The organism is Nocardia sp. JCM 38205 (genome assembly GCF_058222935.1).
Genome location: NZ_JBYHFL010000004.1, coordinates 496,913 through 519,820 on the forward strand (window position 1 = coordinate 496,913; position 22,908 = coordinate 519,820).

Consider the following 22,908-nt stretch of genomic DNA (forward strand, 5'->3'; position numbering starts at 1 on the left):
GTTGATCAGACGTGCTGGAGGCGGCGTCCGAACGTGCGGTTGCGCAGCGGGGCGACGACGTCGTCCTGCGGCAACCAGGCGCGGGCAGCGAGCGTGCACGCGGCGAACATGGCGGGCATGGCCCACTTGTCCGGGCCGTCGCCGACCGCGAGGTGGGAGGCGGCGGCACCGCCGTAGACGAAGACGAGTCCGGCATAGGCCCACTCCTTCGTCCGCGGATGGCCCGGGGTGAGGATCGCGGCGAGCGCGGCGGCCTTGGCGGTGCCGAGCACCGTCGCGAAGTACATGGGGTAGCCGAGGTGGTCGAAGGCTTCCCGGACATAGGAGATCCGGGCCAGATCCCAATACGATCCGACGGCGGTTTCGGTCAGTACAGCCGCCACCGGAATCCAGCGGGCGAGTTTCAGGGCCTTCGAGGCGCGTGTATTCATGGTGTCACTCCTGGTCGTAGCCTTGTTCGGTCAAGCGGCGCGCGCGTGGCCGTCGTCGGTGGCCGCGCGGTGCAGGGCTGCCGCCAAGCGCGCGTTCTCCGGTGCGTTGAACGCGAAAGCGGCACGGCGGCGGGTGTATCCGTAGGTGAGACCGCTGTGCGGATCGACGAATCCGTCCGAGCCTGCCGACCCTGCGTGTCCGAACGCGTGCACGCCGAGGAATGGGTACAGCAACCCCTTGGCCTCGAAGCCGAGCGTGTACGGTGCTTGCCCACGCACCAGATCGGCGCCACCGGAATGGATTTCGGAGATGATCTCTATGGTGTCGAGCGACAGCAGCGGTGGCCGGCCGTCCACCCCGGAGACCGCCGCCGCGTACATCCGCGCCAAGCCGCGCGCACTGCCGACACCACCAGCCGAGGCCTGACCGAGCCTGCGCAGTTGCGCATCATTCGGCAGGGCCATCACGTCAGCGGCTGTGAAGCCTCTGGCATTGAGGTTGTAGGAAATGCCGGCGATTCCATGCGGGTTGGGGGAATTCGCGGTGAACGCGGCCTCCATCTCCGCGGTCGCTCGCCACGGCAGGACCGGCAGGTAACGGTGATCCAGCTCCGCGGGCAGGCCGAGATACACATCCAGCCCGTACGGTGCCCGGATCCGCTGCTCGAACAATTGCTGCACGGTGCTTCCGGTGACCGCCCGCACCACTTCGCCGATGATCGCGTACATGACGAACCCGCCGTAACCGTGCGCGGTTCGCGGCGCGAAGTACGGGCGCTGACCGACCAACCGCTCGGCGATGACGCGCTCGTCCGCGAGCTCGCCGACGGTGAAACCGCCACCGACCCCGATCACTCCCGACCGATGCACCAGCACATCGCGCACGGTGATGTCGTCCTTGCCCGCGGTGCCGAAACGCGGCCAGTAATGGGCGACGGGCCGGTCGAGGTCGAGCACACCGTCCTGCAGCAGCATGGCCACCACCAGGCCCGCCGCGCCCTTGCTCGAGGAGTGCAGGCCGGTCAGCGTGGTGCCGGTGACCTCGGGCCCGGCCCACAGATCGACCACCTGGCGGCCACGCAGATAGGCGGCCAACTGCGCGCCGGACTGCCCGTCCTCCTCCTCGACAACAGCGCGGAACTCCTCGCGTACCTGTTCGAACCCTTCGGCAACAGTGCCGTGGATCTCGATCGTGCTCATGATGCTCTCCCTTCGATGCGGCCGGTCCGCCCGCTCCGGCGCCGCCGCGGATCGTTTCTGCTGCACTGACGTACGGGGGGAGCGAAAGGTGACCGCTGGGGGGAAATCGCAGGTCGGGGTGGTGCGAGTTCGGTTTGTCGGCCAGTGCCCGGCGGGCGGCGGTGGTAGGCGGCGGGCGGCACGAGCACCGCAATAAAACCAGCGGCGGCCGGCAGCCCCGCTGGGTCGCGTCCAGGACAGCGGCCGCACTCGAACAGGCGGTCCGCGAGCATCAACCGCCAGCCAGCACCCATGTGCCGACACCAGTGGCCGGCACAACCGGCCGGCGATCGGCAGCATCAGCCGCGGCCAGTGACAGTCGGTGCTTCTCGGACAGCGGTCACCGACCGAGGGCGGCAGACGAGGGGTGCGCGAACCGCTACGGTCACCTTTTCGGCCGCCGGTTCGTCATCGGTAGGAAGGACCGCACAAGGAGGACCCTGTGAACGACGCGCAATTCCTGGCCGACCGGTTCGAGGAGCACCGCACGCATCTGCGTTCGGTCGCCTACCGGATGCTCGGCTCGGTCAGCGATGCCGACGACGCGGTGCAGGAGGCGTGGCTGCGCCTGGCCCGCACCGACACCGCCGATGTGGGCAATCTCGGCGGCTGGTTGACCACGGTCGTCGGCCGGGTCTGCCTCGATATGTTGCGGTCGCGGAAGGTCCGTCAGGAAGAGCCGCTGGAGAATCTGCCCGACCCCGTGGTCACCGCGGCTTCCGGGCAGAGCCCGGAACATGAAGCGATGCTCGCCGATTCGGTGGGGCTGGCGCTGCTGGTGGTGCTGGAATCGCTGAGCCCAGCCGAACGGCTGGCCTTCGTGCTGCACGATATGTTCGCCGTGCCGTACGAGCAGATCGCGCCGATCGTCGATCGCACGCCGCAGACGGCCAAGAAGCTCGCCAGTCAGGCCCGCCGCCGCATCCAGGGCGAGGCGCCGGCTCCCGATACCGACCTCCCCCGGCAGCGCCGCGTGGTGGACGCGTTCCTCGCCGCCGCCCGCGACGGAGAGTTCGAGGAACTGGTGCGCATCCTCGATCCCGACGTGGTGCTGCGAGCCGACGCCGGCGATCTGCGCGTGCTGCGCGGCCGCACCCTCGTGGGCGCACAGGCCGAGACGTTCCACCGCATGGCCACCCTGTGCGTGACCCATCCTGCCGTCATCAACGGCGGCGCCGGGCTGGTCAACACCATGGACGGCGAGCCCTTCTCGATCATGAGCTTCACCGTCGTCGGTGACCGCATCACCGCGATCGACATCCTGTCCGACCGCGAACGGCTCGCCGGTCTGGATTTGAGCGCTGTGCTGGGGTGAGCGTGGTACCCGCTCGGCGAGCGCTCTTCAGCCCCCACCGGACCCGGCTGGGCGGCTCGCCGGTCGAGCCGAAGGTGAGCGCAGGCATTCGCCAGCCGAACAGAGCATCGATCCTGGTGAGCGGCACGACAGGGCCGACTCGAGTGAGCGTTCCGGCCGGCTCTCGCCGTCACTCAGTCGAACGGCGACCTATCGATGCCGCACCCGGTGTTCTTCGGCGGTAGCCGGCCCGTGAACAGGTACTCCCGCTTGACGCGTTCGGCGCAACTGCTCGGCGCGTACATGCTGCTGTGCCCCGCGCCTTCGATCACCACCACCTGCGCGTCGGCGAGTTGGGCGGCGCCGGCGCACCGGCCAGTGGCGTGGCGGGGTCGAACCTGGTGTTGAGCACCAGGATCGGCGCCGCGGTGCGCCGATCCCAGGGGCCGGCGTACCGATCGGCGTCGTGGCCCTGCCAGAACGCGCAGGCAACGCTGCTGAATACCGCGACCCGTCCGAAATACGGGACGCGCTGATCTTCCGAGACCGCGGCACGACTGTAGGCGGCGGGATCGGTCGGGACGATGCTGTCACTGCATTGGATCGCGTGGAACGCCTCGGTCCGGTTGCCCGCGTAGGACGTATCGCGTGCGACGGGCAGCACTCCGGGGATGGTGGTGCCCGCGTCGAACAGCCGCTGCAACAACACGGCGAGGTCCGGGTAATTCGACGATTGCGACAGACTCGCCGCGGCACCGATGACCGCCGGATAGGCCCAGGCCGCGCCGTCGAGCCGGATCGGCGCCAGCCGCGCCCGCTCGGCCAGCGCAATCCATTTCAGTTTCGGATCGCCCGCCGAGAACGCGCACCGCGGGCCGGCCTCGGCGCATTGCCGCAGAAACGCGTCGAAGGTCGCCGCGATCCCCGCTGCGACGTTCTGACGGACATCCAATGGCACCGAAGACCCTTGCCCGCCATGCCCATCGGCATTCCCCTGGAAATCCATCGACCCGTCGAACGCCATCGCCCGCACCCGGCTCGGGAACATATTCGCGTACACCGCGCCGACCTGCGTGCCGTAGGAAATGCCGTGATAGGTCAGCTGCGGATCGCCCACCGCTCGGCGCAGAAGCTCGAGATCACGCGCCGTGTTCGCGGTCGACACATGATCGAGAATCGGGCCCGCCTGCTGCCTGCACCGATCAGCGAACTCCTTCGACCAGCCGAAGAACGCGGGCTCCTCCGCGCTCGTGGCGGGCATCTCCGGCATCGAACCGAGAAACGTCAATTGCTCATCGGTCCCGGCGAAGCAATTCACCGGCGCGCTCCGGCCCACCCCGCGCGGATCCCAGGACACGACATCGAACCGAGCGCGCAGCTCCGCCGAGAACAGCCACTCCCACCGTCCCCGCTCGCGCAACCGCTCGACCCCCGAAGGGCCGGGACCGCCGAAGTTGACGAACAACGTCCCGATCCGCCGATCCGGGTCCGCCGCAGGAAGTTTGATCACCGCGAGATCGATCTGCTCACCGCCCGGCCGGTGGTAATCCAATGGAACCCGCGCAGAAGAACATTCGAACCCGTCGCCGCACTCGGCCCAGTGCAGCACCGGCGTCGCCGCGCCCTCGGCCAGCCCATCGATATACGGATCCACCCGCTCCACCGCCGATGCGGGGCCAGGTACACCCAGCACCCCAGCACCGGTGACCAGCGCACACACCACGACTCGAACCCAGCGAGAACTCTTGGTTCCCAACCGCAGAACCACCTGCAAGCCCTCCTGCGCACCGATCACCGAACGCAGTGATCCTGTCACACTCGGGCATCGCCGACTCTGCGGTCCTTCTCACTACCGACCGGCAGTTCTGAGACGCATTCGACCGCGGCGGGGCAGTCCGCGGCCGGATGCCGACCACGACCGTTGTCGCGCTTCGGTTGTCGAACGCGCGCGCCGGCCGAGGACGTCTTCGGCGCCGACCGCGCCCGCGCCGCCGAGGATGACGCAAGACCAGTGCCAGCGCAGCCCTACGACCTCCACGACGAGTACATCGGCCGTTGCTATCGCCGACAGCTCATCGCGGGCAGAACGAACCCGTGCACGGCGGCGGCTCCGCACCGGGCGCCGTCTCCCAGGACAGGTGGACCACGCCGTTCGACTTCCCGGTCCCCGAAGTCCCTTGGTAGAAGCGCACGTCCGTCGCATCGGCGGTGGCATAGGAGCGCCCTCCGCCACCGCCACCTCCGCCGCCGGAATCACTGGCCACGCTCGCTCCGTGTCCCCGTCCGCCGCCGTTGTAGCCGCCGCCACCGCCACCGCCCGCACCACCTTGGGAGCTGCCCGCCGGAGCGTCGGTGCCATGACCGCCGTGCTTGGAGTTGTTGCATCCACCGCCGGGCGGACGTCCACCACAACCACCGGAGCCACCATCGCCGATATCGCTGTTGCCGTCGCCGCTGTTGCCGTCGTGAGCCGGGTTCCCGCCGGCCCCACCGTCGCCGCCCGCCCCCTCGCCCGCGCCGCTGTTGCCACCCGCGCCGCCGCCACCACCCGCGACGACCAGATAGCTCTTGCCGACCGGCGCGTGCACACCGCACGGACTCATCGTCGATTCGACCGCGGTCGAGCCACCGCCGCCGCCCCCGGAGGCACCACCCGAGCCCGGCGCTGTCCCGTGCCTGCCGCCGTGCCCGTCGCCGAATCCGCCGTTGTCGTGGCCCCATTGACCGACCGTCACGGCCAGCTCGGTGCCCGGGCTGACGTCGACCGTCGCGGTCACGCCGCCACCGGCGCCACCGATGCCGGTATCGCCGAAATGCCCTCCGCCGCCGCCGACGGCGTCGACCGTCACCGAGGTGACTCCTGCCGGCACACAGAAGAACTCGGTATGCCCGCGGAATTCGAAGGTCTGGTACCCGATCTGGCCGGTGGTGAGGACCACCGATCCGTTGCCCGACTGGGTGCTGCTGCTGAAAACGTGGTCGCGCACTCGGGCGTCGTCGACGTAGGACAGCCCGCCGCCACCGCCGTCGCCACCACCATTCAGGTTCTGCCCGCTGCCGAGTTTGCCGCCCTTGCCCGCGCGATAGCCACCGCCGCCACCACCACCGGCTCCACCTGGCGCGTAGGGCGGCGTGCTTCCGCCGGACGCGCCCGCTTCACCGTGTGTGGTGTCCAGGCAGCCGCCGCAGGTTTCCGGCCCCGAACTGTTGCCGCCCACCGCGCCGGGCTGGGCCGGGTTCCCGCCATTGCCGCCCTCGCCGCCGCGTCCGCCATTGCCTTCATGCGAGGAACCACCACCCCCGCCGCCGCCACCGGCGACGACCAGCGGGGTCTGTCCCGACATCACCGCGGTAGCACCGCCGCCGCCACCGCCGTCGCCGGCATTCGGCGCGGGCTGCACGCCACGGGCACCGCCACGTCCGTAACCGGACCGCCCGCCGTCCGCGCCGCCCTCGCAGCCCACATAGATGGTGAGTACCTCATGCGGTTGCACCGAGATCGTCCCGGTCGTCACACCGCCGAATCCGCCTCGCGTGCCCTCGCCGACGTTCTGCTGGCCCGAACCGCCCTTGGCCAGCACCGATATCTCCCGCACGCCCTCGGGAACCTGGTACGTCTGTGCGCTGTCGCCGTCGCATTCGAAGCGCTGACTGGTCGGCGGCTGGGCCTGCGCCGGCGGCGTGAGTGCGACGCTCCACGCCGCGGCGAGCACGGCACAACCGGCGATCGACGATATTCGTGAACCCGACAACAAGCTGGACATGATTCCACCTCATCGAGCGGCATATGGTGCACCGACCGTACGCTCGACCAGCGGATTTCCGTGCGCGCCTCGCCGCGCAACGGGCGTGTCGACCTCGGATCCGTCACCGACCGGAGCGGGACGTGATGCGTTGGGTCCCACTCGCGACACGGTGGAACTCGTGTCCAGCAGATACCTGTCGCACCGGAATTCGACTGCTCGCCGGCAGTGATGTCGGCCGTTCGGAAACGATCACATTCGGCGGCCAACGGTCGGTCGGCACGGGTCACGAGCTACAAGCCCCGGCCTCGGCCACTGCCGACACGCGCTCACCGGGCGGTGAGCTCGCGTTCGTTGGGCATGAGCTGCGCTATCTGTGCCAGATCGTCTCCGGCGTCCTGCGGCCCGGACGCGACCTGGCTCGCCTGGATCGCGCGTGGCGCGTCGGCGCCGGCCGTATTCGGCGCGTCCTCCGCGGCCTGCGTGCCGACGGAGTCCGTCTGCTCAAGCGTGAGGTCCCCGGTGTTCTCCTCGGCAGGCTCCGCAGAGATCGCGGGATGTTCGGCACCCGAGGGTTGCTCGGCGGTCTGTTCAGCCGTCGCGGGAGGAGCGGGTTCCGCCGGGCGCGCTACCGTCACCGGCTGGCCCTGCTGGCCGGTCCTGAGCCGCTGCAAGGTCTTTCGCACGGCGTCTGCGAGTCGCGCGTCCAGCTCGGCCTCGGCCGGGTCTGCCTGGTCGTGCGCTGCGGCGCCCTGGTCGTGCGCTGCGGCGCCCTGGTCGTGCGCTGCGGCGGGCTGGTCGTGCGCTGCGGCGGGCTGCTCGGCCGGCAGCGGTGTCGTGGCCAGCCACAGCTCGGTGAACGGTGCGGCGGGCACGGGCGGGGTGGGGTCGGCCGCGGAACCCTCGGTGCTTTCCCGCGCGGCGGGCTGCCCCGTTCCGGAGTGTGCCTCTGTTCCGGGGGCGGTGGTGGCGTGTGTTTCGTGGGCGGTACCAGCCTGCTCGGACTCGCCGTCGGCCGGATGCGGCTTCTCGGCATCGTCGGGCTCCTCCGGCTCACCCGCCTGACGCTCACCGCGAGCGGTCGGCGCCACCTCGAGGATGCTCGGCAGGATCTGGTTACCCGCGCCGCCGACCTTGGTGAGCGCGACCAGCCGCTCCTGGAGATCTTCCTTGTCGGGCACCGCGGCCGTCGCCTGCTCGATCGCGCGCCCATATCGTTCCGCGACCAACCGGTGCGTCACGAGTGCGACGCCGATCATGATCGGCGCGATGGCGTGGATGCCGATGCCCGTGAGGTCGCCCGCTTTGAAGTAGGGGAAGGTATTCAGCGCGATGCTCGCCGTCAGCAACACCCCCTCGACCGTGTAGACCTGCCACAACCGCTCGATCACGCCCCATTCGGCGGTATCGGCGGTGGAGAGCATCAACGCGACGAGTACCGCGCTGATCAGCGCTTCCAACCCGTAGGAGAGCCAGAACATCGGGTTGGTCACGCCACCGGTGGGCGCGATGTTCTGCTGCACCGTCACCGCGGAGAACAGCATCGAGAAGGCCACCACCCCGGCCAGCAGCCCGAGCACCCGCGGCTTGCGCTGATGCAATCGAGCCACCTTCGCGTGCGGACTGCTGCTGTGCCGCTGCTCCCCGATCGCCTGCGCCGCCCGCAGCAGATCCGCGGCCTCCCGCTCGGCCAACTCGGCCGCCGTCCGCCGCACCCGCTCCGCCGCATCGGCCGCCGCCTGGATCCGCGCCCGCTGTTCATGGCGTTCGTAATCGCGCACGAGCTCGGCCAACTCGCGTGCCGCGGCGAGCTCGCGCTCCGATAGCGCGTCCAGCAGCGCCGGATCGTCCTGGTGCGCCAGCCGCTCATGCGCAATCTGCACGCGGTCCGGCAACGCACCGGCCATCAAGTCATCCACCGGCGGCGCCGTCGTGGGCGCCTGGGTCGTGAAACGACGGAGCATCAGCATTGAACCTTTCCGGCGAACGAGTGTTCCAGACGCCGTCCGCCGGAGGCGACCCGGCCGTCGACATCCTGCCGAATCAAAAACCCTCCCCCCGACCCAGAAGGATATGCGGTTCCCCGCGAGTCGACGCGCCCCGCCCGTGTAACGCCCTGTCGAGCACCCCGATGCATTGGTGATCCAGGACACAGCACCGGACGACAGGACATAGATGAAGACCACCGCAACCTTTCTGCTGATCGCGGTAGCCGCTTCCGCCACAACCATGGCCTGCGGTTCGACAGAAACACGGACAGCCGAAACCAAGACCGTCGTCGTCCCGGCGACACCGAACTCGACAGCGCCGATACCAGCAACGCCTTCGGAATCTTCTGGGGCACCGGCTGTTCCGACCGCATCCGCGGCGCCGAAGAAAGTTCCGTTGCCGAGCGTCGTCTGCATGAATCTGCAGGCAGCACAGGATCAGATCCAGGCTGCCGGCGTGTTCTTCTCTCGTAGTGAGGACGCTACCGGGGCCGGCCGGATGCAGGTGATGGATCGAAACTGGGTAGTCGTTTCCCAGGCTCCGGGGCCGGGCGAACCTGTCGGCGAAGGGGAAGCCGTGCTGTCCGTCGTCAAAATCGGCGAGCCCGGGGACTGTTCGTAAAGCGATGCCCGGGAGGCCATTCCAACCGGGAAAGCATCACTGACCTCCCCCGGCCACGTCGACTCCGTACCCGAGGGCGAGGTCGCCCAGTCCGGTTGGATAGCCCTGCCCGACAGCGCGCAGCCGCCAGCAATCACCGCGCCGGTAGACCTCGGCCAGAATGAGAGTGCGCTCCTCGGTGGCCGCGTCGAGCGTTGCGCGGGCGAAGGCACCTGCTTCGTTGCCGGCGGCGGCCTGTACCTCGATGGCGCCGACCGTACCGAATGTCACATCGGTCCCGTCGATAGCTGCGGCGATCACGATGCGAGAGCACTGTTCGGCGAGCAGGTCGAGCGTGATCTCCACCGATTGCTCGTTCGGTCCATCCGAGATCAGGCGAATCCCGGCCGCCTCGGGCTGGTTGTAGAACACGAAATCATCGTCTGTAGAAACCTTTTCGTTGATACCGAGGGCAAACGCGACGACGTCGACCTCGTAAGAGTCATCCTGTGTCCAGGACGTACGCACCGACCAGTCATCTCCCTGCGTGGCGATCGGGAGGTCTATCACCTGACCCCGGCTCAAAGTACACGGCTCCGGCATTACAGGCGTCTGCTCCGGGGGACTGATCTGCACCGAGGCCGTCTCGAAAAGTTCCGTTCCGTGAATCGGGAGCCCGCGCTGACGCGCCTTCTCGAATCGTGGGTCCGTCTCCGCTGCAGCCAACGCGAGGACGTCCGACACCGTGGCGGACATGTTCACGGCCGCGGACCCGCCCAGTTCTACAATCTTCGTCCTCACATCGGCTGCATCCTGGTGTGGGCCGCCCAGGACCAGCACGCGCCGCCCGGCAAGCGGCCCGCTCGGCGGCACACTCGCCTCCGCCCGCACGGCCACGCTCGCTCGACCCTTCGGTGTTCCCGGCTGAATCGTGGCGAGCATGTCGAGGAACTGGGATTCGGTCGCAGTCGGAGTCTCGTGGGCGATGGCCGATCGCGACTTGGCGGAACCGGCTGCCGGCGTGTTCGTCACCAACAGGCTTGTACGCTTGCTGACCGCACCGGTGACGTCCAGCCCTGCGGCCACGGCGCGGCCGATCAGATCCGAACGCTCCAACCTCGTCGCGCCGGTGAAGGCGACCTTCATTCCCTGCGTCAACCTGCGCCCGTCACCGAGGCGACCTGGATAGGTGAACTCGCACACGACCTTCGGTGGACTGGCAGGCCATGCTTGCTTGTTCCGGACATCGCGGGCGTTGGCCTGCGAACAGGTCAGCAACGGTGGCGCGACACCCACGCGCGCCGCGTCGGCGATCAACGACCGCACAACGCCGGCGAGCACCCTGGCATCATCGAGCGCGTCGTGAGCGCGGCTCTGCCTGACCCCGTAATATGTTGCGAGCGTGGACAGCCGATAGTCCGGGGTCGGCGGCTCCACACGACGAGCGAGCGCCAACGTGCACAAGCGTCGCTCGACGGGCAGCGACCCGCCCACTCGGCCGAACTCACCGGCAAGGAATCCATAGTCGAATCCAGCATTGTGCGCAACCATGATTCGCCCGGCCAGCAACTGCGACAGCTGCTGCGAGATATGCTCGAAACGCGGTGCCCCGGCCAGCAACTCGCGCGTCAACCCATGCACGTGCACCGGGCCCGGATCACAACCCGGATCGACCAGGGTATGGAACTCGTGAGCCACCCGACCATCCCGATCCAACGTCAGGGCGGCCACGGATAACACACGATCAGCGGTGGCTCGAAGGCCTGAGGTCTCGACATCGACGACCGTGAACGAACCCAATCCGATATCGCATGACGACAGGGCAGCCGCCGGTTCAGTTTGCATGCCAAGAGCATCGGCCTTGCCGCACTCGATGTTTCGCACCCGTGCTCGTCGCTCTCAGCGCCCCGTCGAGTCACCGCGCCTGCGCCGCGCACAACTCTGACGCCACCACCCGCCTTCTGCCCGGGGTGTGCACCGCGAGCCTTCGTTATACCGCCACCCTTGCCGTGCAAGACAAGCAGAACGCACATCGGATCCCATCCCGCACCACCACGCGTCCCGGCCACCGGCTGGATCGGCGATTCCACCGCGTCGACGACGAGTGCTAGGCGGCCAGCACAAGGTCGGCGGTCACGGCTCGACCGGGGCCCTCCGCTCGCGCGAGCAACCGGCCGATACCTTCGGCAACCTCCACCGGCTGCTCCAGGATCACCGAGTGCCCGGCGCCTTCGACCATCACGAGATCCGCGTAATCGATTGCGGCCGCCATGGCGACCGAATGCGAGGGCGGGGTCATGAGGTCGGCGGAGCCGCAGAGGATCAAGGTGGGGATCTTCGACAGGACCGGCAGTACGTCGGTGCGGTCGTAGGTCATGAAGGAGCTCAGGAAGCTCGCCATCGTCACGATCGGCGTCTCGTTGTGCATCGCGTACGCCAGCGCCAGCACGCGCGGGCTGACCTGACGATCGCCGAATTCGGCGATGCGGATGACGGGTGCGAAGATCTTGCAGGCCACCCGCTTGGCCCGCTGCATCAGGCGCGGTGCGCGGCGGACAGCTGCTTGGAAGGCGGCAATGATCGGGTGCCGCAGCAGCCGGCCGAAACCCGCGTCGGCGAGCCCGCTCGCGGCGGTGGCGATGAGCCCGACGCCGACGATGCGGTTGCCGATCTCGTGCGGGTTCTGGGAGGCGTAGGTCAGTACGGTCATGCCGCCCATCGAATGACCCACCAGAACGACCGGCCCGGTGGGAGCGACCGCGTCGAGCACAGTGCGCAGATCGCGGCCGAGCCGATCGAGGTGGTAGGTATGGCTCGACGCCACCGCCGAGCCCCCGTGACCGCGATGGTCGTAGCACACGACCCGCACACCCGGGTTCTCCCGCAGCAACGCGTCGCGAACATCGGTCCACGACTCGCCACGCAGGCAGTGCCCGTGCACCAGGACAACGGTGAGACCCGCATGCCTCGGGCCGTATTCACGAACCGCCAGCGCAACCCCATCAACGGTCGAAACCGTGGCATGGCGCTCTGCGGAGTAGACCATGGTGCTGGTGATCGACATCGGAGCCTCCGGGGTTCGCCTGCGGTGACAGGGTCAACTCTGCGCCGATCCGGCCGCCATCAGCAGGGGCCCGAGTAGTGGGTTCACTCCCCCGGAGGGTGCGCAGAACACCACCTAGGTGGGTACTCATCGCTGCTGTTATCGGCATTCATCAGCGCGGGGCAGCCGACGCAGGTCAGTGGTCGTCGCCGGCCGCACGGAGCATCCGTGTCGCCGCAACCCGCACTCGGTGACGAAGTTCGTCCGGACGATCGATCACCACTTCGCAGTCGAGAGCCACGATGACGGGCGGGAGCCAATCGAGGTCGACGGCGCGGATCACTGCCCGATACCAGCTCCGGGCACCTTCGCGCCCTGGCGCCCCATCGTCGAGCCTTTCCAGTCGAGCCACGCTCCGCGGCAGCTGACGCCTGATGTGCTCCTCGGTCTCTCGAATGCGCATCACGACTTCCCACCGGTAGTTCGCATCGGCGAAGAGGTCGAGCAGACGATTCTGCACGGCGGATCGCGGCGGCGGCGCGAAGCTTCCACCGGTCGGACGGGCCGATCGAATCCGGTCGACCCGGAAGGTGCGTTCCTCCTGGCCTGCGGTGTCGAAGGCGACGAGATACCACCGGTCCGAGTGTGCGACCAGACCGTAGGGGTGGATCGTGCGCCGGGACGGAACGTCGTCGCTGTTGACATAGCGCAGGTCGAGGACGTGTCGGTGGTCCACGGCCGCGGCCAGGGTCAGCATCACGGCGGGGTCGGGATCTACTTTTCCAGGCTGCGGCGTACGCGTCATCACCCCGAGAAGGGCGTCGATCCGCCCCGCATCAGCGGCCGGCAACGCTCGTTTGATCTTGGCCAGGGCAGTCTGTGCGGCGATCCCCGGCTCGCGCGTTGCCGCCTGCGCACGGAAAAGCCCGAGAAAGGCCGCGACCACCTCCTCGGTGCTGAACATGAGCGGGAGGACACGACGGCCCGGTGCGAGCCGATAGCCGCCATACCGTCCTCGCAACGTCTCGACGGGCAATCCCAGGTCGATCAGTCGCGCCACATCGCGCCGAACTGTCCTTTCGTCGACCCCGAGGCGGTCCGCCAGTTCGGCGACCGTGCGCAGGTGCGCGGATTGCAGCAGCTCGAGCAGCTGCAACGCGCGCGCGGTGGTGTCGGCCATGCGGCCCATCATCGCCGAGATACCGGGCAGTTCTCGCCCGGTATCGGCCGTACCGTCATGCCCGCGGCCATGTTCGGCCACGTTCACGCTCACACTTGGAGGAAACGGCAATGCAGTTGGCAGCCACCCGCATCATCACCGGCGAGGTCGACGCACTCGTCACGTTCTACGAAAAGGCCACCGGGATCGCCGCCGAGCGGATTCACCCCATGTTCGCCGAGCTCCGCACACCATCCGGCACGCTGGCCTTCGCCGACGTAGCCACCATGCCGTTGCTCGGAGTCGACGCCGCCGAGGCGGGCGCTGATCGCAGCGTGATCGTGGACTTCCTCGTCGACGATGTCGACGCGACCTACCGGGCTCTTCAGGATGTCGTCGAAGTGTTCGTCAGGGAGCCGACGGATATGCCGTGGGGCAACCGTTCGCTTCTCGTCAGGGATCCGGACGGCCACCTGATCAACTTTTTCACCCCGGTCAGCGAGGCAGCCGCGGCCCGATTCGCGGACGAGGCCCGCGATCAGAACACTGTCGATCACACGTTGAAGCGGAACTCCACCACGTCACCGTCCGCCATGACGTAGTCCTTCCCCTCCATCCGCACCTTGCCCGCCGCCTTGGCAGCCGCCATCGATCCGGCTTCGACCAGATCGTCGTAGGCGACGACCTCGGCCTTGATGAATCCGCGTTCGAAGTCGGTGTGGATGACGCCGGCGGCCTTGGGGGCGGTGTCGCCCTGGTGGATGGTCCAGGCGCGGGCTTCCTTCGGGCCGGCCGTCAGGTAGGTCTGCAGGCCGAGGGTGTGGAAGCCGGCGCGGGCCAGGGAGTGCAGACCGGGTTCGTGCTGGCCGATGGACTCGAGGAGTTCGGCGGCGGATTCCTCGTCGAGTTCGAGGAGTTCGGCTTCGACCTTGGCGTCGAGGAAGACGGCGTCGGCGGGGGCTACGGAGGCCTTCAGTTCAGCGATTTTGGCGTCGTCGGTGAGGACGGATTCGTCGGCGTTGAAGACGTAGAGGAAGGGCTTGGTGGTCAGCAGGGAGAGTTCTTTGAGGAGCTCGGTGTCGACCTTGCCGGCGGCAGCGAACAGGGTGGTGCCGCTGTTGAGGATCTCCTGGGCGGCCTTGGCGGCGTCGGCGACGGGCTTGCGGTCCTTCTTGACCTTGGCTTCCTTGTCCAGTCGGACGACGGCCTTCTCCAGGGTTTGCAGGTCGGCGAGGATGAGCTCGGTTTCGATGACCTCGATATCGGCAGACGGGTCGACGCGGCCGTCGACGTGCACCACATCGTCATCGGCGAACACGCGCACCACCTGGCAGATGGCGTCGGCTTCGCGGATGTTGGCGAGGAACTTGTTGCCGAGGCCCGCGCCCTCGGAGGCGCCCTTCACGATGCCCGCGATGTCGACGAACGACACGGTGGCGGGCACGATGCGCTCGGAGCCGAAGATCTCGGCGAGCTTGTCCAGCCGCGGATCGGGCAGCGGGACCACCCCGACGTTCGGCTCGATGGTCGCGAACGGGTAGTTCGCGGCCAGCACGTCGTTGCGGGTCAGCGCGTTGAACAGCGTCGACTTTCCGACGTTGGGCAGGCCGACGATTCCGAGGGTGAGACTCACGAGAAGAAGAGTCTACGCGGTTGCCCCACCCCCGAGACCGCTCAGGGGATCAGCACGACCTTGCCGAGGTTGGCCCGCTTCTCGATGACGGTGTGCGCGGCGGCCACGTCTTCCAACGCGAACTCCTCGTGCACCGCCGGATGCAGCAACCCGGAGGCGAAGTACTGCCACAGTTCCTGACGCCAGTGCTCGTAGACGTCGGGCTGTTCGCGCGCAATGCGGGCGATTTGGAAACCGATCATCGATTTCGCGCCGGACAGCAGATCGAAGGCTTCCACGGTGCCGCCACCGGAGCTGTAGGCGACCAGGCGTCCGCCGGTGCGCACGGCGGCGAGGGCGGGTGCGAGCAGTTCACCACCGACAGCGTCGAGGGCGTAGTCGACGGCAGCGCCCCACGACTCGTCCTCGTACGCGACGACCTCGTCGGCGCCGAGTCCGCGCACGAAATCGGCCTTGGCGGGATCGGAGACCGCACCGACCACCCGCGCCGCGCCCCGAATCCGCGCGAGCTGCACGGCGAGGTGCCCGACCCCGGACGCGGCCGCGGTGACCAGCGCCGATTCACCCTCGGCCGGGTTGGCCGCGTCGAGCGCACCCAACGCCACCAGACCGCTGCGCACCAGCGCCACCGCATCGACCGCGGACGCGCCGTCGGGAATCGGCGAAGCCATCGCCGCCGAAACCACCGCGTAGTCGGCGTAGCCGTGGCCGAAGACCAGACCGGTCACCCGATATCCGGGGGCGAAACTTTCCACCCCTTCGCCGACGGCGACCACTTCACCGGCGATCTCGCCGCCGAGTGCGATCGGCTCGGGCTGCTCACGCACCTTGCGCACCACCGGCAGCGTCACTCCGATGGCTTCGACACGGACGAGCAGTTCGCCCGGACCGGGCGTCGGCACATCGACCGAGACGATCTCGAGCACCTCGGGACCCCCGCTGTGCTGGTATTGCACCCGCCGCATCACACCTCCAGGCTTGGTTCAGGAGCGGTAACGGTAACCACATACCGGCTCCACCTCACATACCCAGCTACCCGCGAGTGCGGCATCTCACGCCTGGTGCGCGCCGGTAGAGAGGCACGTCACCGGAGGTTCCGGCGTGTCGCGCGTGTCGTCCCAGTGTGCCCGCCGGACAAGTTCAGAGGTTCACCGCCGCCGCGGTGTCCTTCAACTGCTGTGCGCCCATCTCGGCGACGCGGGTGGTGAAGAACCACGAGTGCCCGAACGGATCCTCCAGCTCGACCTGCATATCGCCGTGGAACTGCATCTCCACCGGCCGGATGACGCGCGCTCCCGCGGCGATCGCCTGCTCGGCCAACGCCTCGACATCCGGCACGAAGACCATGAGGTTGATCGGCGTGCCGCCGATTGTCCGCGGGCTTCGGAAGTTGTACTCGGGGTATTCGTCGCGCAGCATGAAAACCGCTGATTCGATCCGGAACTCCGCGTGCGCGATCTTGTCGCCCTGTCGCGGAATCTCGACGCTGACCTCGGCACCGAAGGCTTTCCGGTAGAAGTCGAGGGCCGCCGCGGCGTCGTGGACGTTCAGGTAGGGAACGCCGCCCTTGTATTCCTCGGAGATGGGGTTGGGTCTGACCGCCATCGAGCCAGACCGGTCCGTACTCGATGGCGGCCAGGCCGGCGATCGGCACATAGGAAATGTCGGGCCGGGCGTGGTACCGCATGGCTTGGCTGCCCACGACGGCCACCCCGGCTCCGCTGCTGACCAGCGTGAGCAGTTCCTGCCGCGAGGTCAGGGCCGGTGTGCGCCGGATGGGCCGCCCGCTGGGCGCATGCGCCGGAATGATCCCCTCCAGCAGGTATCCGGGCGCACCCTGCGGCCATCGCCTTGGCGATGCCGTCCTGAATGCGCCGGTAGCCGGCTTCCAGATCGTCCCGCAGCGCCTGCCCGACGGGAGTGATCGCCACCTGCCGACTGGTGCGATGAAACAGCGCCACCCCGAACCGGCGCTCCAGTTGTTTGATCGTCTGACTGATCCGGGCACCGCTGACGCCGAGCCGTTCGGCCGTGCGCGCGAAATGCAGCTCCTCGGCCAGCGTCAGAAAGATCTCGATATCGCGCCGTTCCACCTCGTGCACGCTAGCGGGCGCTGCCGTTGCGTCGTAGCGTCGATGCCATGGCTCCGATCTCGGAGGTGGTGATGGCGCGGCCGGCGCCGGGACTGGCGACGTTCATCGACCGCTATATCGGCTACCGGATGACGGGATATCCGCCCGGTCTGCATCGCGGCCTGCCCTCGCGGCATATGACGTTCATCGTGGCGATCGGACCGACCATCGACGTCGTCACGCAGACCGATGCGAAGCAGGCGCCGGCCGACTACCGCTGCGTGCTGAGCGGATTGCAGCCGGGACCGGCGGCGATCGCGCACAACGGGAATCAGGAGGGCGTGGCGATCGAGCTGACGCCGCTGGGTAGCCGGGTGCTGTTCGGTATGCCTGCGGGCGAACTGTGGAACCTCTCGGTGGAGTTGTCGGATGTGACGGGCCCGGTGGCGCAGCAGCTGGCCGAGGAATTGCATCTGCATGCGCAGTGGCCGCAGCGGTTCCAGGCCTGCGATCGCGTACTCACCACACTCGCCCATCCGGATCGGGTGGTGGCACCGGAGTTGAGCTGGGCATGGCGAGCGGTGGTCGGTTCCGGCGGGACGTTGCCGGTGGGCCCGCTGGCCGAGCGGATCGGCTGGAGCAGGCAGCACCTGACCCGACGGTTCGGGGCCGAGTTCGGGTTGAGCCCGAAACTGGCCGCGCGCATCGCCCGTTTCGATCGCGCGAAGGCGATGCTGGCGCGCACCCCGTCGTTCGTCAGCATCGCCCAGATCGCGGCGACCTGCGGTTATTACGATCAGGCGCATCTGAACCGGGATTTCGCGGAGTTGGCCGGATGCAGTCCGACCGCCTGGCTGGCCGAGGAGATTCCATCTGTCCAAGACCCGGAGCCGCCCGGCGAGTGAGGCTGAAGCCATGACTACGCCAACTTCCACCACCACTCATGTCTGGCCCTGTCTCGCCTTCCGCGATGCCCGTGCGACGGCGAAGTTCCTGACCGACGCCTTCGGTTTCGAACTGACGGCGCTATATGCCCGCGAGGACGATCCGTCGGTCGTCGAGCACGCCGAGATGCGCTGGCCCGCGGGCGGCGGCATCATGTTCGGCTCCATCGGCCGCAACGACAGCGAGTTCGGGCAGCGGCCCGCGGGCGCGGCCTCGCTGTATCTCGTGTGCGACGACCCGGACGCGCTCTACGAACGCGCCACCAAGGCGGGCGCGCGCATCGTGCGTGAACTGCGCGATGAGGACTACGGTTCACGCGGTTTCAGCGCCGCCGACCCGGAGGGCAACCTCTGGAGTTTCGGCACCTACGCAGGCGAATGACCATGCGGCGACCCGCCGCCGCGCGGGTCGCTTTCTATTCCCGATGTGCGAGTTCCTACACCCGCCCGGATTAAGTGGACCGCAGTCCGCTTGATTGGTTAATCTCGGTCTCCGAAGCGAGCGATCCTTTCCGCTTCCGCAAGGATCTTTTCGAACGCACAGGAGACTCGATGACCACCACCCAGCCGACCGACCTGCTCGAGCTCGACGCCGCCGCCCAGGACCTGCTGTTCCGCGAGGCGCGCACCGCCAACACCTTCACCGACGAGCCGGTCGCCGACGAACAGATCCAGGCCATCTACGACCTGATCAAGTGGGGTCCCACCTCGATGAACCAGCAGCCGCTGCGCGCGGTGGTGCTGCGCTCGCCCGAGGCCCGCCAGCGGCTGGTGCAGCATATGGGCGACGGCAACAAGGACAAGACCACCAAGGCCCCGCTGACCGTGGTGCTGTTCGCCGACAACAACTTCCACGAGCACCTGCCCACGGTGTTCCCGCATTTCGAGGGCGCCAAGGACTTCTTCGCCGACGACGCCTACCGCGAGCACTCGGCCAAGCTGAACGCCGCTCTGCAGATCGCCTACTTCATCATCGGCATCCGCGCCGCGGGCCTGGCCGCCGGACCGATGAACGGTTTCGACCACGAGGCCGTGGAGAAGGAATTCTTCCCCGAGGGCGGCCACCACGCGCTGGTCGCCATCAATATCGGCAAGCCGGGTCCGGACGCCTGGTTCCCGCGCAGCCCGCGGTTCGAGGCGAAGGACGTCATCACGACGCTCTGAGCGGACCTCCGCTCGGCCCCGTCGCAGTTCGGCGACGGGGCCGCTGTCGTCTGTGCGACCCGACCGCGGCCGGCAGCCGCGCGACGGCAACTCAACGCCCACCGAGCCCCGACAGCGCGACACCGCGGATGAAGGCGCGTTGCGCGACGGCATACAGCAGCAACAGCGGCAGCAGGATCAGCATCGACGTCGCCATGAGGATCGGCCACTTGGTGTGATACTGCCCTTGCACACGCACCAGACCCAGTGTCGCGGTGGCTATCTCGTCGCGCTGGATCATCACCAGCGGCCACAGGAAATCGTTCCATACGGTGATCCAGGTGAGCACCGCGAGCACCATGAGCGCGGGCCGCACCTGGGGCAGCAGCACGCGCCAGTAGATCTGCCAGGTGGTGCAGCCGTCGAGGATGGCGGCTTCCTCGAGTTCGGCGGGCAGCGTCAGGAAGAACTGCCGCATCAGATAGGTGCCGAAGGCGCTGCCGAAGACGCCGGGCACGATCATCGCCCACGGCGTGTCCACCCAGCCGAAGGCGCGCATGAGCAGGAACTGCGGGATGAGGGTGACGGTGAGCGGCACCATGAGCGTCGCCAGGTAGGCGAGGAACAAGGCGTCGCGGCCGCGAAACGGCAAGCGCGCGAAGGCATATCCCGCCAGCGAGCAGAAGAAGACTTGTCCGGCGGTCACGCACGTCGCGTAGACAGTGGTGTTGAGCAACATGCGGCCGAGCGGGAGCAGATCGAATACTTCGGTGTAGTTCGACCACTGCGGATCGGCAGGGATGGGTGCGGGGTCGGTGACGGCGCCTTCGCTTTTCAGCGACCCCGACAATGCCCACAGGATCGGCGTCAACGCCGCCCACGCGACGATCACGAGCGCCGCGTACACCCCGGCTCCGGACATCAATCTGCGCATCACGGCACGGTCCACCCGCACCCCGCCCCGTTCACGCCGAGGCCGCACACCGCGCACCTCGACCTCGGAACGCACCGCGGTCACGGCCCTCGCGACCTCACCTCCTGCCCCGACGCCGCACACGCCGTCGCCGGCGCCTACATCGTCACCACCGACCTCGCCGTCACCCACGCCCCCGTGCGCCCGAGGCCGGGCGGCACGAGCTACCGCCGTGCCATCGGATCGGCCGGTGCGCTTCGCGGTCGGCGGCCCCCGAAAGCCGGGCCGTCGGCCCGCGATCATCCCGCCACCTCCCCGCGCCGGGCATACCGCAGTTGCAGCATCGTCAGCACGAACAACCCCGCGAACATCACCCACGCGAGCGCCGACGCGTATCCCACCTCGTAGAACGCGAATGCGTGCTGGAACAGCATGATTCCGAGCAGGTACGTACCGGTTTCCGGCCCACCGCTCCCACCGGTGAGCGCATAGGCCTGGTCGAAGGCCTGCACCGAGTTGATGACGGTGATGACGAAGACGAACGACAGCGGTCCACGGATCAGCGGAATCGTGATGGACCAGAACCGTCGCACCGCACCGGCCCCGTCGATCCGCGCGGCCTCGTAGAGCTGCTCCGGAACCCCTTGCATGGCGGCCAGCAGGATGACGGTGGCGAACGGCACGCTCTTCCACACCGTGACGATGCTCAGCGACACCAGTGCGAGATCCGGGTCGATCAGCCAGGGCACCGGGTCGATGCCGAACCAGCCCAGCAGCAGGTTGAGCAGGCCGTCGTCGGTGGTGAAGATGAACCGCCACACCACCGCCATCGCCACCGTCGAGGCGACCAGCGGCAGGAAGGCGGCGGTACGGAAGAATCCGATCCCGGCAATCGTCCGATTGAGCAATGCGGCGACGACCAGGCCGATCACGACCGTCGGCAGCAGCGTGAGCAGGGTGAAGACCACCGTATTGCGCACCGCGATCAGGAACAGCGGGTCCGCGGTGAACAACCGGCGATAGTTCGCCAGGCCGACGAATCGCGGTGCACTGAACAAGTCCCACGAGAAGAAGCTCAGATACAGCGAAACCACCAACGGTCCCACCAGGAACACTCCGACCCCGGCTACGTTCGCCGTCACGAACCAGCGCCCCGCCCGCGCTCGGCGCCGCGCCAGCTGCCCGAGCGGTTCGGACCGCCCTCCATCGATGCGCCGCAACGCATGCGCATGGTCGCCGACCCTGCGCCGGCGCAGTGCGTTCAGCGGGGATCGTCGGGCACTCGTCGGGCCTGCTGTCGGTTGTGCCGCCTCGGCCCTGCCCGCCGGCGAGCCGCCGGCGGGCGACCCCTGCGCATTCATCGCGTGTGCTCCTGCTCGAGCAGCGAATCGACCGGCCGGGTGAGGTCTGGATGCAACGAGGCGGCGGACGCGGCGCCACGCAGCACACGGTTGGCGCCGCGCTCGACCAGCGCCTGGACCTTTCCCCACGCGGGCGTGACCGGCAGGGCACGCGAGTGACTCGGGCCGTCGGTGAGCACGCCCAGATTGGTGACATCGCGATGCGCGCCCGCGAACTCATCGGAGGCCAGCACCGATGTCAGTACCGGAACGAACAGCCCGGACTCGGCGATGATCGCCTGCCCCACCGGCCCGGTCGCGAATTTGACGAATTCCCAGGCCTGTTCGATGCGTGGGCTGTCGGCGGCGATCGCCAGCCCGGTGCAGCCCACATCGGTGATCGCGCCAGGTCCGCCGTGCGGCCCCACCGGCAGCACGGTCAGGTCGATATCGAGATCGTCGTGGCCGGCGAATTCCGAATACAGCCAGTGCCCGCCCATCACCATGCCCGCTCGACCACGCCGGAACAGATCCGGTGCCGAGACCGACTGCTGATCGGCCACGCGGGGTGCGACCTTGTGCCGCACCGCGAGATCGGCATAGAACTGGAAGCCCTCGGCGAATCGGGGATCACCGAGATTGGTGCGCGTCGGCGCGACCGACGGCGTGAACCAGTCGACCCCGTTGTTCATCCCGAAGCACGCGGCCGAGAAATACGGCACCCAGGCGTCGGCGAAACCCCAGCGCCCCTCACCTTCCCGTGACGTCACCGCCTTGGCCGCGTCGAGAAACTCCTCGAAGCTCCAAGCCTCGTCCCAGTTCCTCGGGGCCCGGACCCCGGCCTCGGCGAACAGTTCCCGGTTGTAGTACAGGAACACCCCCGACCATTGTTCGGGCAGCGCGTACTGGCCACCCTTGTAACGGAAGGTGTCGTACAGCGCGGGAAAACTATCGCGCCGCAACGCATCCGCGTACTGCGGATCGCGGTCGAGCAGGGTGTTCAGGTCCAACAGCACGCCGCGCTCGGCCAGCCCGGCGTACAGCAGCTCCCACGCCATCATGATGTCGGGACACGCACCGCCCGCGCAGTAGGTGAGCATCTGCTGCAGCGCGTCCGGGCCGGAGACCACCGTGCGGATGCGGATCTCGGGGTGCCGCTTGCCGAACTCGTCGATGATCCGGCGCCGCACCCGCGCCTCCTCGGGGCGGGCGCCGAAGAAGAAGGTGAGCGCGTCGTCATCGGCGCCGCACCCACCGGCCAGCAACGGGGCGGCCAGCGCGGAGCCGAGCAGCGTACGCCGCCGCACGGGTGTGCTCGACAGGACGGATGCCAGCTCCGGCCTCCTCAGGGCGGATGTGGAGCAA

At 68.2% G+C, this 22,908-nt stretch carries 22 protein-coding genes; 6 read left to right on the plus strand and 16 right to left on the minus strand.

What is annotated here, in order from left to right; translation table 11 throughout:
* Positions 1–5: 5 nt before the first annotated feature.
* Both AC4HOU_RS17860 and AC4HOU_RS17865 read right to left on the minus strand, forming a co-directional pair.
* Positions 6–431: a DoxX family protein gene (locus tag AC4HOU_RS17860; RefSeq protein WP_490724789.1), complete on the minus strand. Its 426-nt coding sequence runs from the start codon at positions 429–431 to the stop codon at positions 6–8.
* Between the two features lie 30 nt (positions 432–461).
* Positions 462–1,631, minus strand: coding sequence for a serine hydrolase domain-containing protein (locus AC4HOU_RS17865; RefSeq protein ID WP_490724790.1), 1,170 nt, complete (start codon positions 1,629–1,631; stop codon positions 462–464).
* A 481-nt stretch (positions 1,632–2,112) separates the two neighbouring features.
* Between AC4HOU_RS17865 and AC4HOU_RS17870 the strand changes: the two genes are divergently transcribed.
* Positions 2,113–2,985 carry a sigma-70 family RNA polymerase sigma factor gene (locus tag AC4HOU_RS17870; protein WP_163809117.1) on the plus strand — a complete coding sequence of 291 codons (873 nt, stop codon included), beginning with the start codon at positions 2,113–2,115 and terminating at the stop codon, positions 2,983–2,985.
* Between the two features lie 173 nt (positions 2,986–3,158).
* Here the strand turns inward: AC4HOU_RS17870 and AC4HOU_RS17875 are convergent, their stop codons facing one another.
* From AC4HOU_RS17875 to AC4HOU_RS17890, 4 genes are all read right to left on the minus strand, one after another.
* A complete protein-coding gene (locus AC4HOU_RS17875) occupies positions 3,159–3,269 on the minus strand; it encodes a hypothetical protein (RefSeq protein ID WP_490724851.1) in 111 nt (36 codons plus the stop codon).
* Between the two features lie 23 nt (positions 3,270–3,292).
* On the minus strand, positions 3,293–4,780 hold the full coding sequence (locus AC4HOU_RS17880; RefSeq protein ID WP_490724791.1) for an alpha/beta fold hydrolase: 1,488 nt from the start codon (positions 4,778–4,780) through the stop codon (positions 3,293–3,295).
* Between the two features lie 256 nt (positions 4,781–5,036).
* Positions 5,037–6,728: a glycine-rich protein gene (locus tag AC4HOU_RS17885; RefSeq protein WP_490724792.1), complete on the minus strand. Its 1,692-nt coding sequence runs from the start codon at positions 6,726–6,728 to the stop codon at positions 5,037–5,039.
* Between the two features lie 308 nt (positions 6,729–7,036).
* Positions 7,037–9,112: a hypothetical protein gene (locus AC4HOU_RS17890; RefSeq protein WP_490724793.1), complete on the minus strand. Its 2,076-nt coding sequence runs from the start codon at positions 9,110–9,112 to the stop codon at positions 7,037–7,039.
* On the opposite strand from AC4HOU_RS17890, the gene AC4HOU_RS17895 reads away from it, so the two are divergent.
* The gene (locus tag AC4HOU_RS17895) at positions 9,111–9,317 is read left to right on the plus strand and encodes a calcium-binding protein (RefSeq protein ID WP_228815145.1); all 207 of its coding nucleotides are present in this window, start codon (positions 9,111–9,113) and stop codon (positions 9,315–9,317) included. The two genes, AC4HOU_RS17890 and AC4HOU_RS17895, sit on opposite strands and share 2 nt — an antisense overlap.
* A gap of 36 nt (positions 9,318–9,353) precedes the next feature.
* Here the strand turns inward: AC4HOU_RS17895 and AC4HOU_RS17900 are convergent, their stop codons facing one another.
* From AC4HOU_RS17900 to AC4HOU_RS17910, 3 genes are all read right to left on the minus strand, one after another.
* On the minus strand, positions 9,354–11,180 hold the full coding sequence (locus tag AC4HOU_RS17900) for a TerD family protein (RefSeq protein WP_490724794.1): 1,827 nt from the start codon (positions 11,178–11,180) through the stop codon (positions 9,354–9,356).
* A gap of 223 nt (positions 11,181–11,403) precedes the next feature.
* Positions 11,404–12,360, minus strand: coding sequence for an alpha/beta fold hydrolase (locus AC4HOU_RS17905; protein ID WP_490724795.1), 957 nt, complete (start codon positions 12,358–12,360; stop codon positions 11,404–11,406).
* Between the two features lie 175 nt (positions 12,361–12,535).
* Positions 12,536–13,606, minus strand: a complete 1,071-nt coding sequence (locus AC4HOU_RS17910) for a helix-turn-helix transcriptional regulator (protein ID WP_490724796.1) — start codon at positions 13,604–13,606, stop codon at positions 12,536–12,538.
* A 23-nt stretch (positions 13,607–13,629) separates the two neighbouring features.
* Here AC4HOU_RS17910 and AC4HOU_RS17915 point away from each other — a divergent pair, with 23 nt between their 5' ends.
* A complete protein-coding gene (locus AC4HOU_RS17915; RefSeq protein WP_163815214.1) occupies positions 13,630–14,100 on the plus strand; it encodes a VOC family protein in 471 nt (156 codons plus the stop codon).
* Here AC4HOU_RS17915 and ychF read toward each other — a convergent pair.
* The 4 genes from ychF to AC4HOU_RS17935 all read right to left on the minus strand — a co-directional run bounded on the left by ychF (position 14,052) and on the right by AC4HOU_RS17935 (position 17,233).
* Positions 14,052–15,131, minus strand: coding sequence for a redox-regulated ATPase YchF (gene ychF / locus AC4HOU_RS17920; RefSeq protein WP_163815186.1), 1,080 nt, complete (start codon positions 15,129–15,131; stop codon positions 14,052–14,054). The genes AC4HOU_RS17915 and ychF overlap by 49 nt on opposite strands.
* Before the next feature lie 41 nt (positions 15,132–15,172).
* The gene (locus AC4HOU_RS17925; protein WP_195019968.1) at positions 15,173–16,096 is read right to left on the minus strand and encodes a quinone oxidoreductase family protein; all 924 of its coding nucleotides are present in this window, start codon (positions 16,094–16,096) and stop codon (positions 15,173–15,175) included.
* 175 nt (positions 16,097–16,271) lie between these two features.
* Complete coding sequence (locus AC4HOU_RS17930) at positions 16,272–16,736, minus strand: VOC family protein (RefSeq protein WP_490724797.1); 465 nt, start codon at positions 16,734–16,736, stop codon at positions 16,272–16,274.
* Complete coding sequence (locus AC4HOU_RS17935; RefSeq protein WP_490724798.1) at positions 16,679–17,233, minus strand: LysR family transcriptional regulator; 555 nt, start codon at positions 17,231–17,233, stop codon at positions 16,679–16,681. Before AC4HOU_RS17935 ends, AC4HOU_RS17930 begins: the two co-directional genes overlap by 58 nt.
* A gap of 38 nt (positions 17,234–17,271) precedes the next feature.
* Between AC4HOU_RS17935 and AC4HOU_RS17940 the strand changes: the two genes are divergently transcribed.
* The 3 genes from AC4HOU_RS17940 (at position 17,272) to AC4HOU_RS17950 (ending at position 19,311) form a co-directional block, all read left to right on the plus strand.
* A complete protein-coding gene (locus AC4HOU_RS17940; protein WP_163815179.1) occupies positions 17,272–18,108 on the plus strand; it encodes an AraC family transcriptional regulator in 837 nt (278 codons plus the stop codon).
* 10 nt (positions 18,109–18,118) lie between these two features.
* Positions 18,119–18,529, plus strand: a complete 411-nt coding sequence (locus AC4HOU_RS17945) for a VOC family protein (RefSeq protein WP_163815177.1) — start codon at positions 18,119–18,121, stop codon at positions 18,527–18,529.
* A gap of 170 nt (positions 18,530–18,699) precedes the next feature.
* Positions 18,700–19,311, plus strand: a complete 612-nt coding sequence (locus tag AC4HOU_RS17950) for a malonic semialdehyde reductase (RefSeq protein WP_163815175.1) — start codon at positions 18,700–18,702, stop codon at positions 19,309–19,311.
* A 91-nt stretch (positions 19,312–19,402) separates the two neighbouring features.
* Here the strand turns inward: AC4HOU_RS17950 and AC4HOU_RS17955 are convergent, their stop codons facing one another.
* The 3 genes from AC4HOU_RS17955 to AC4HOU_RS17965 form a co-directional block, all read right to left on the minus strand.
* The gene (locus AC4HOU_RS17955) at positions 19,403–20,224 is read right to left on the minus strand and encodes a carbohydrate ABC transporter permease (RefSeq protein ID WP_490724852.1); all 822 of its coding nucleotides are present in this window, start codon (positions 20,222–20,224) and stop codon (positions 19,403–19,405) included.
* A gap of 278 nt (positions 20,225–20,502) precedes the next feature.
* Positions 20,503–21,381, minus strand: a complete 879-nt coding sequence (locus AC4HOU_RS17960) for a carbohydrate ABC transporter permease (protein ID WP_490724853.1) — start codon at positions 21,379–21,381, stop codon at positions 20,503–20,505.
* A gap of 179 nt (positions 21,382–21,560) precedes the next feature.
* A complete protein-coding gene (locus AC4HOU_RS17965) occupies positions 21,561–22,865 on the minus strand; it encodes an ABC transporter substrate-binding protein (protein WP_195020847.1) in 1,305 nt (434 codons plus the stop codon).
* Between the last annotated feature and the right edge of the window lie 43 nt (positions 22,866–22,908).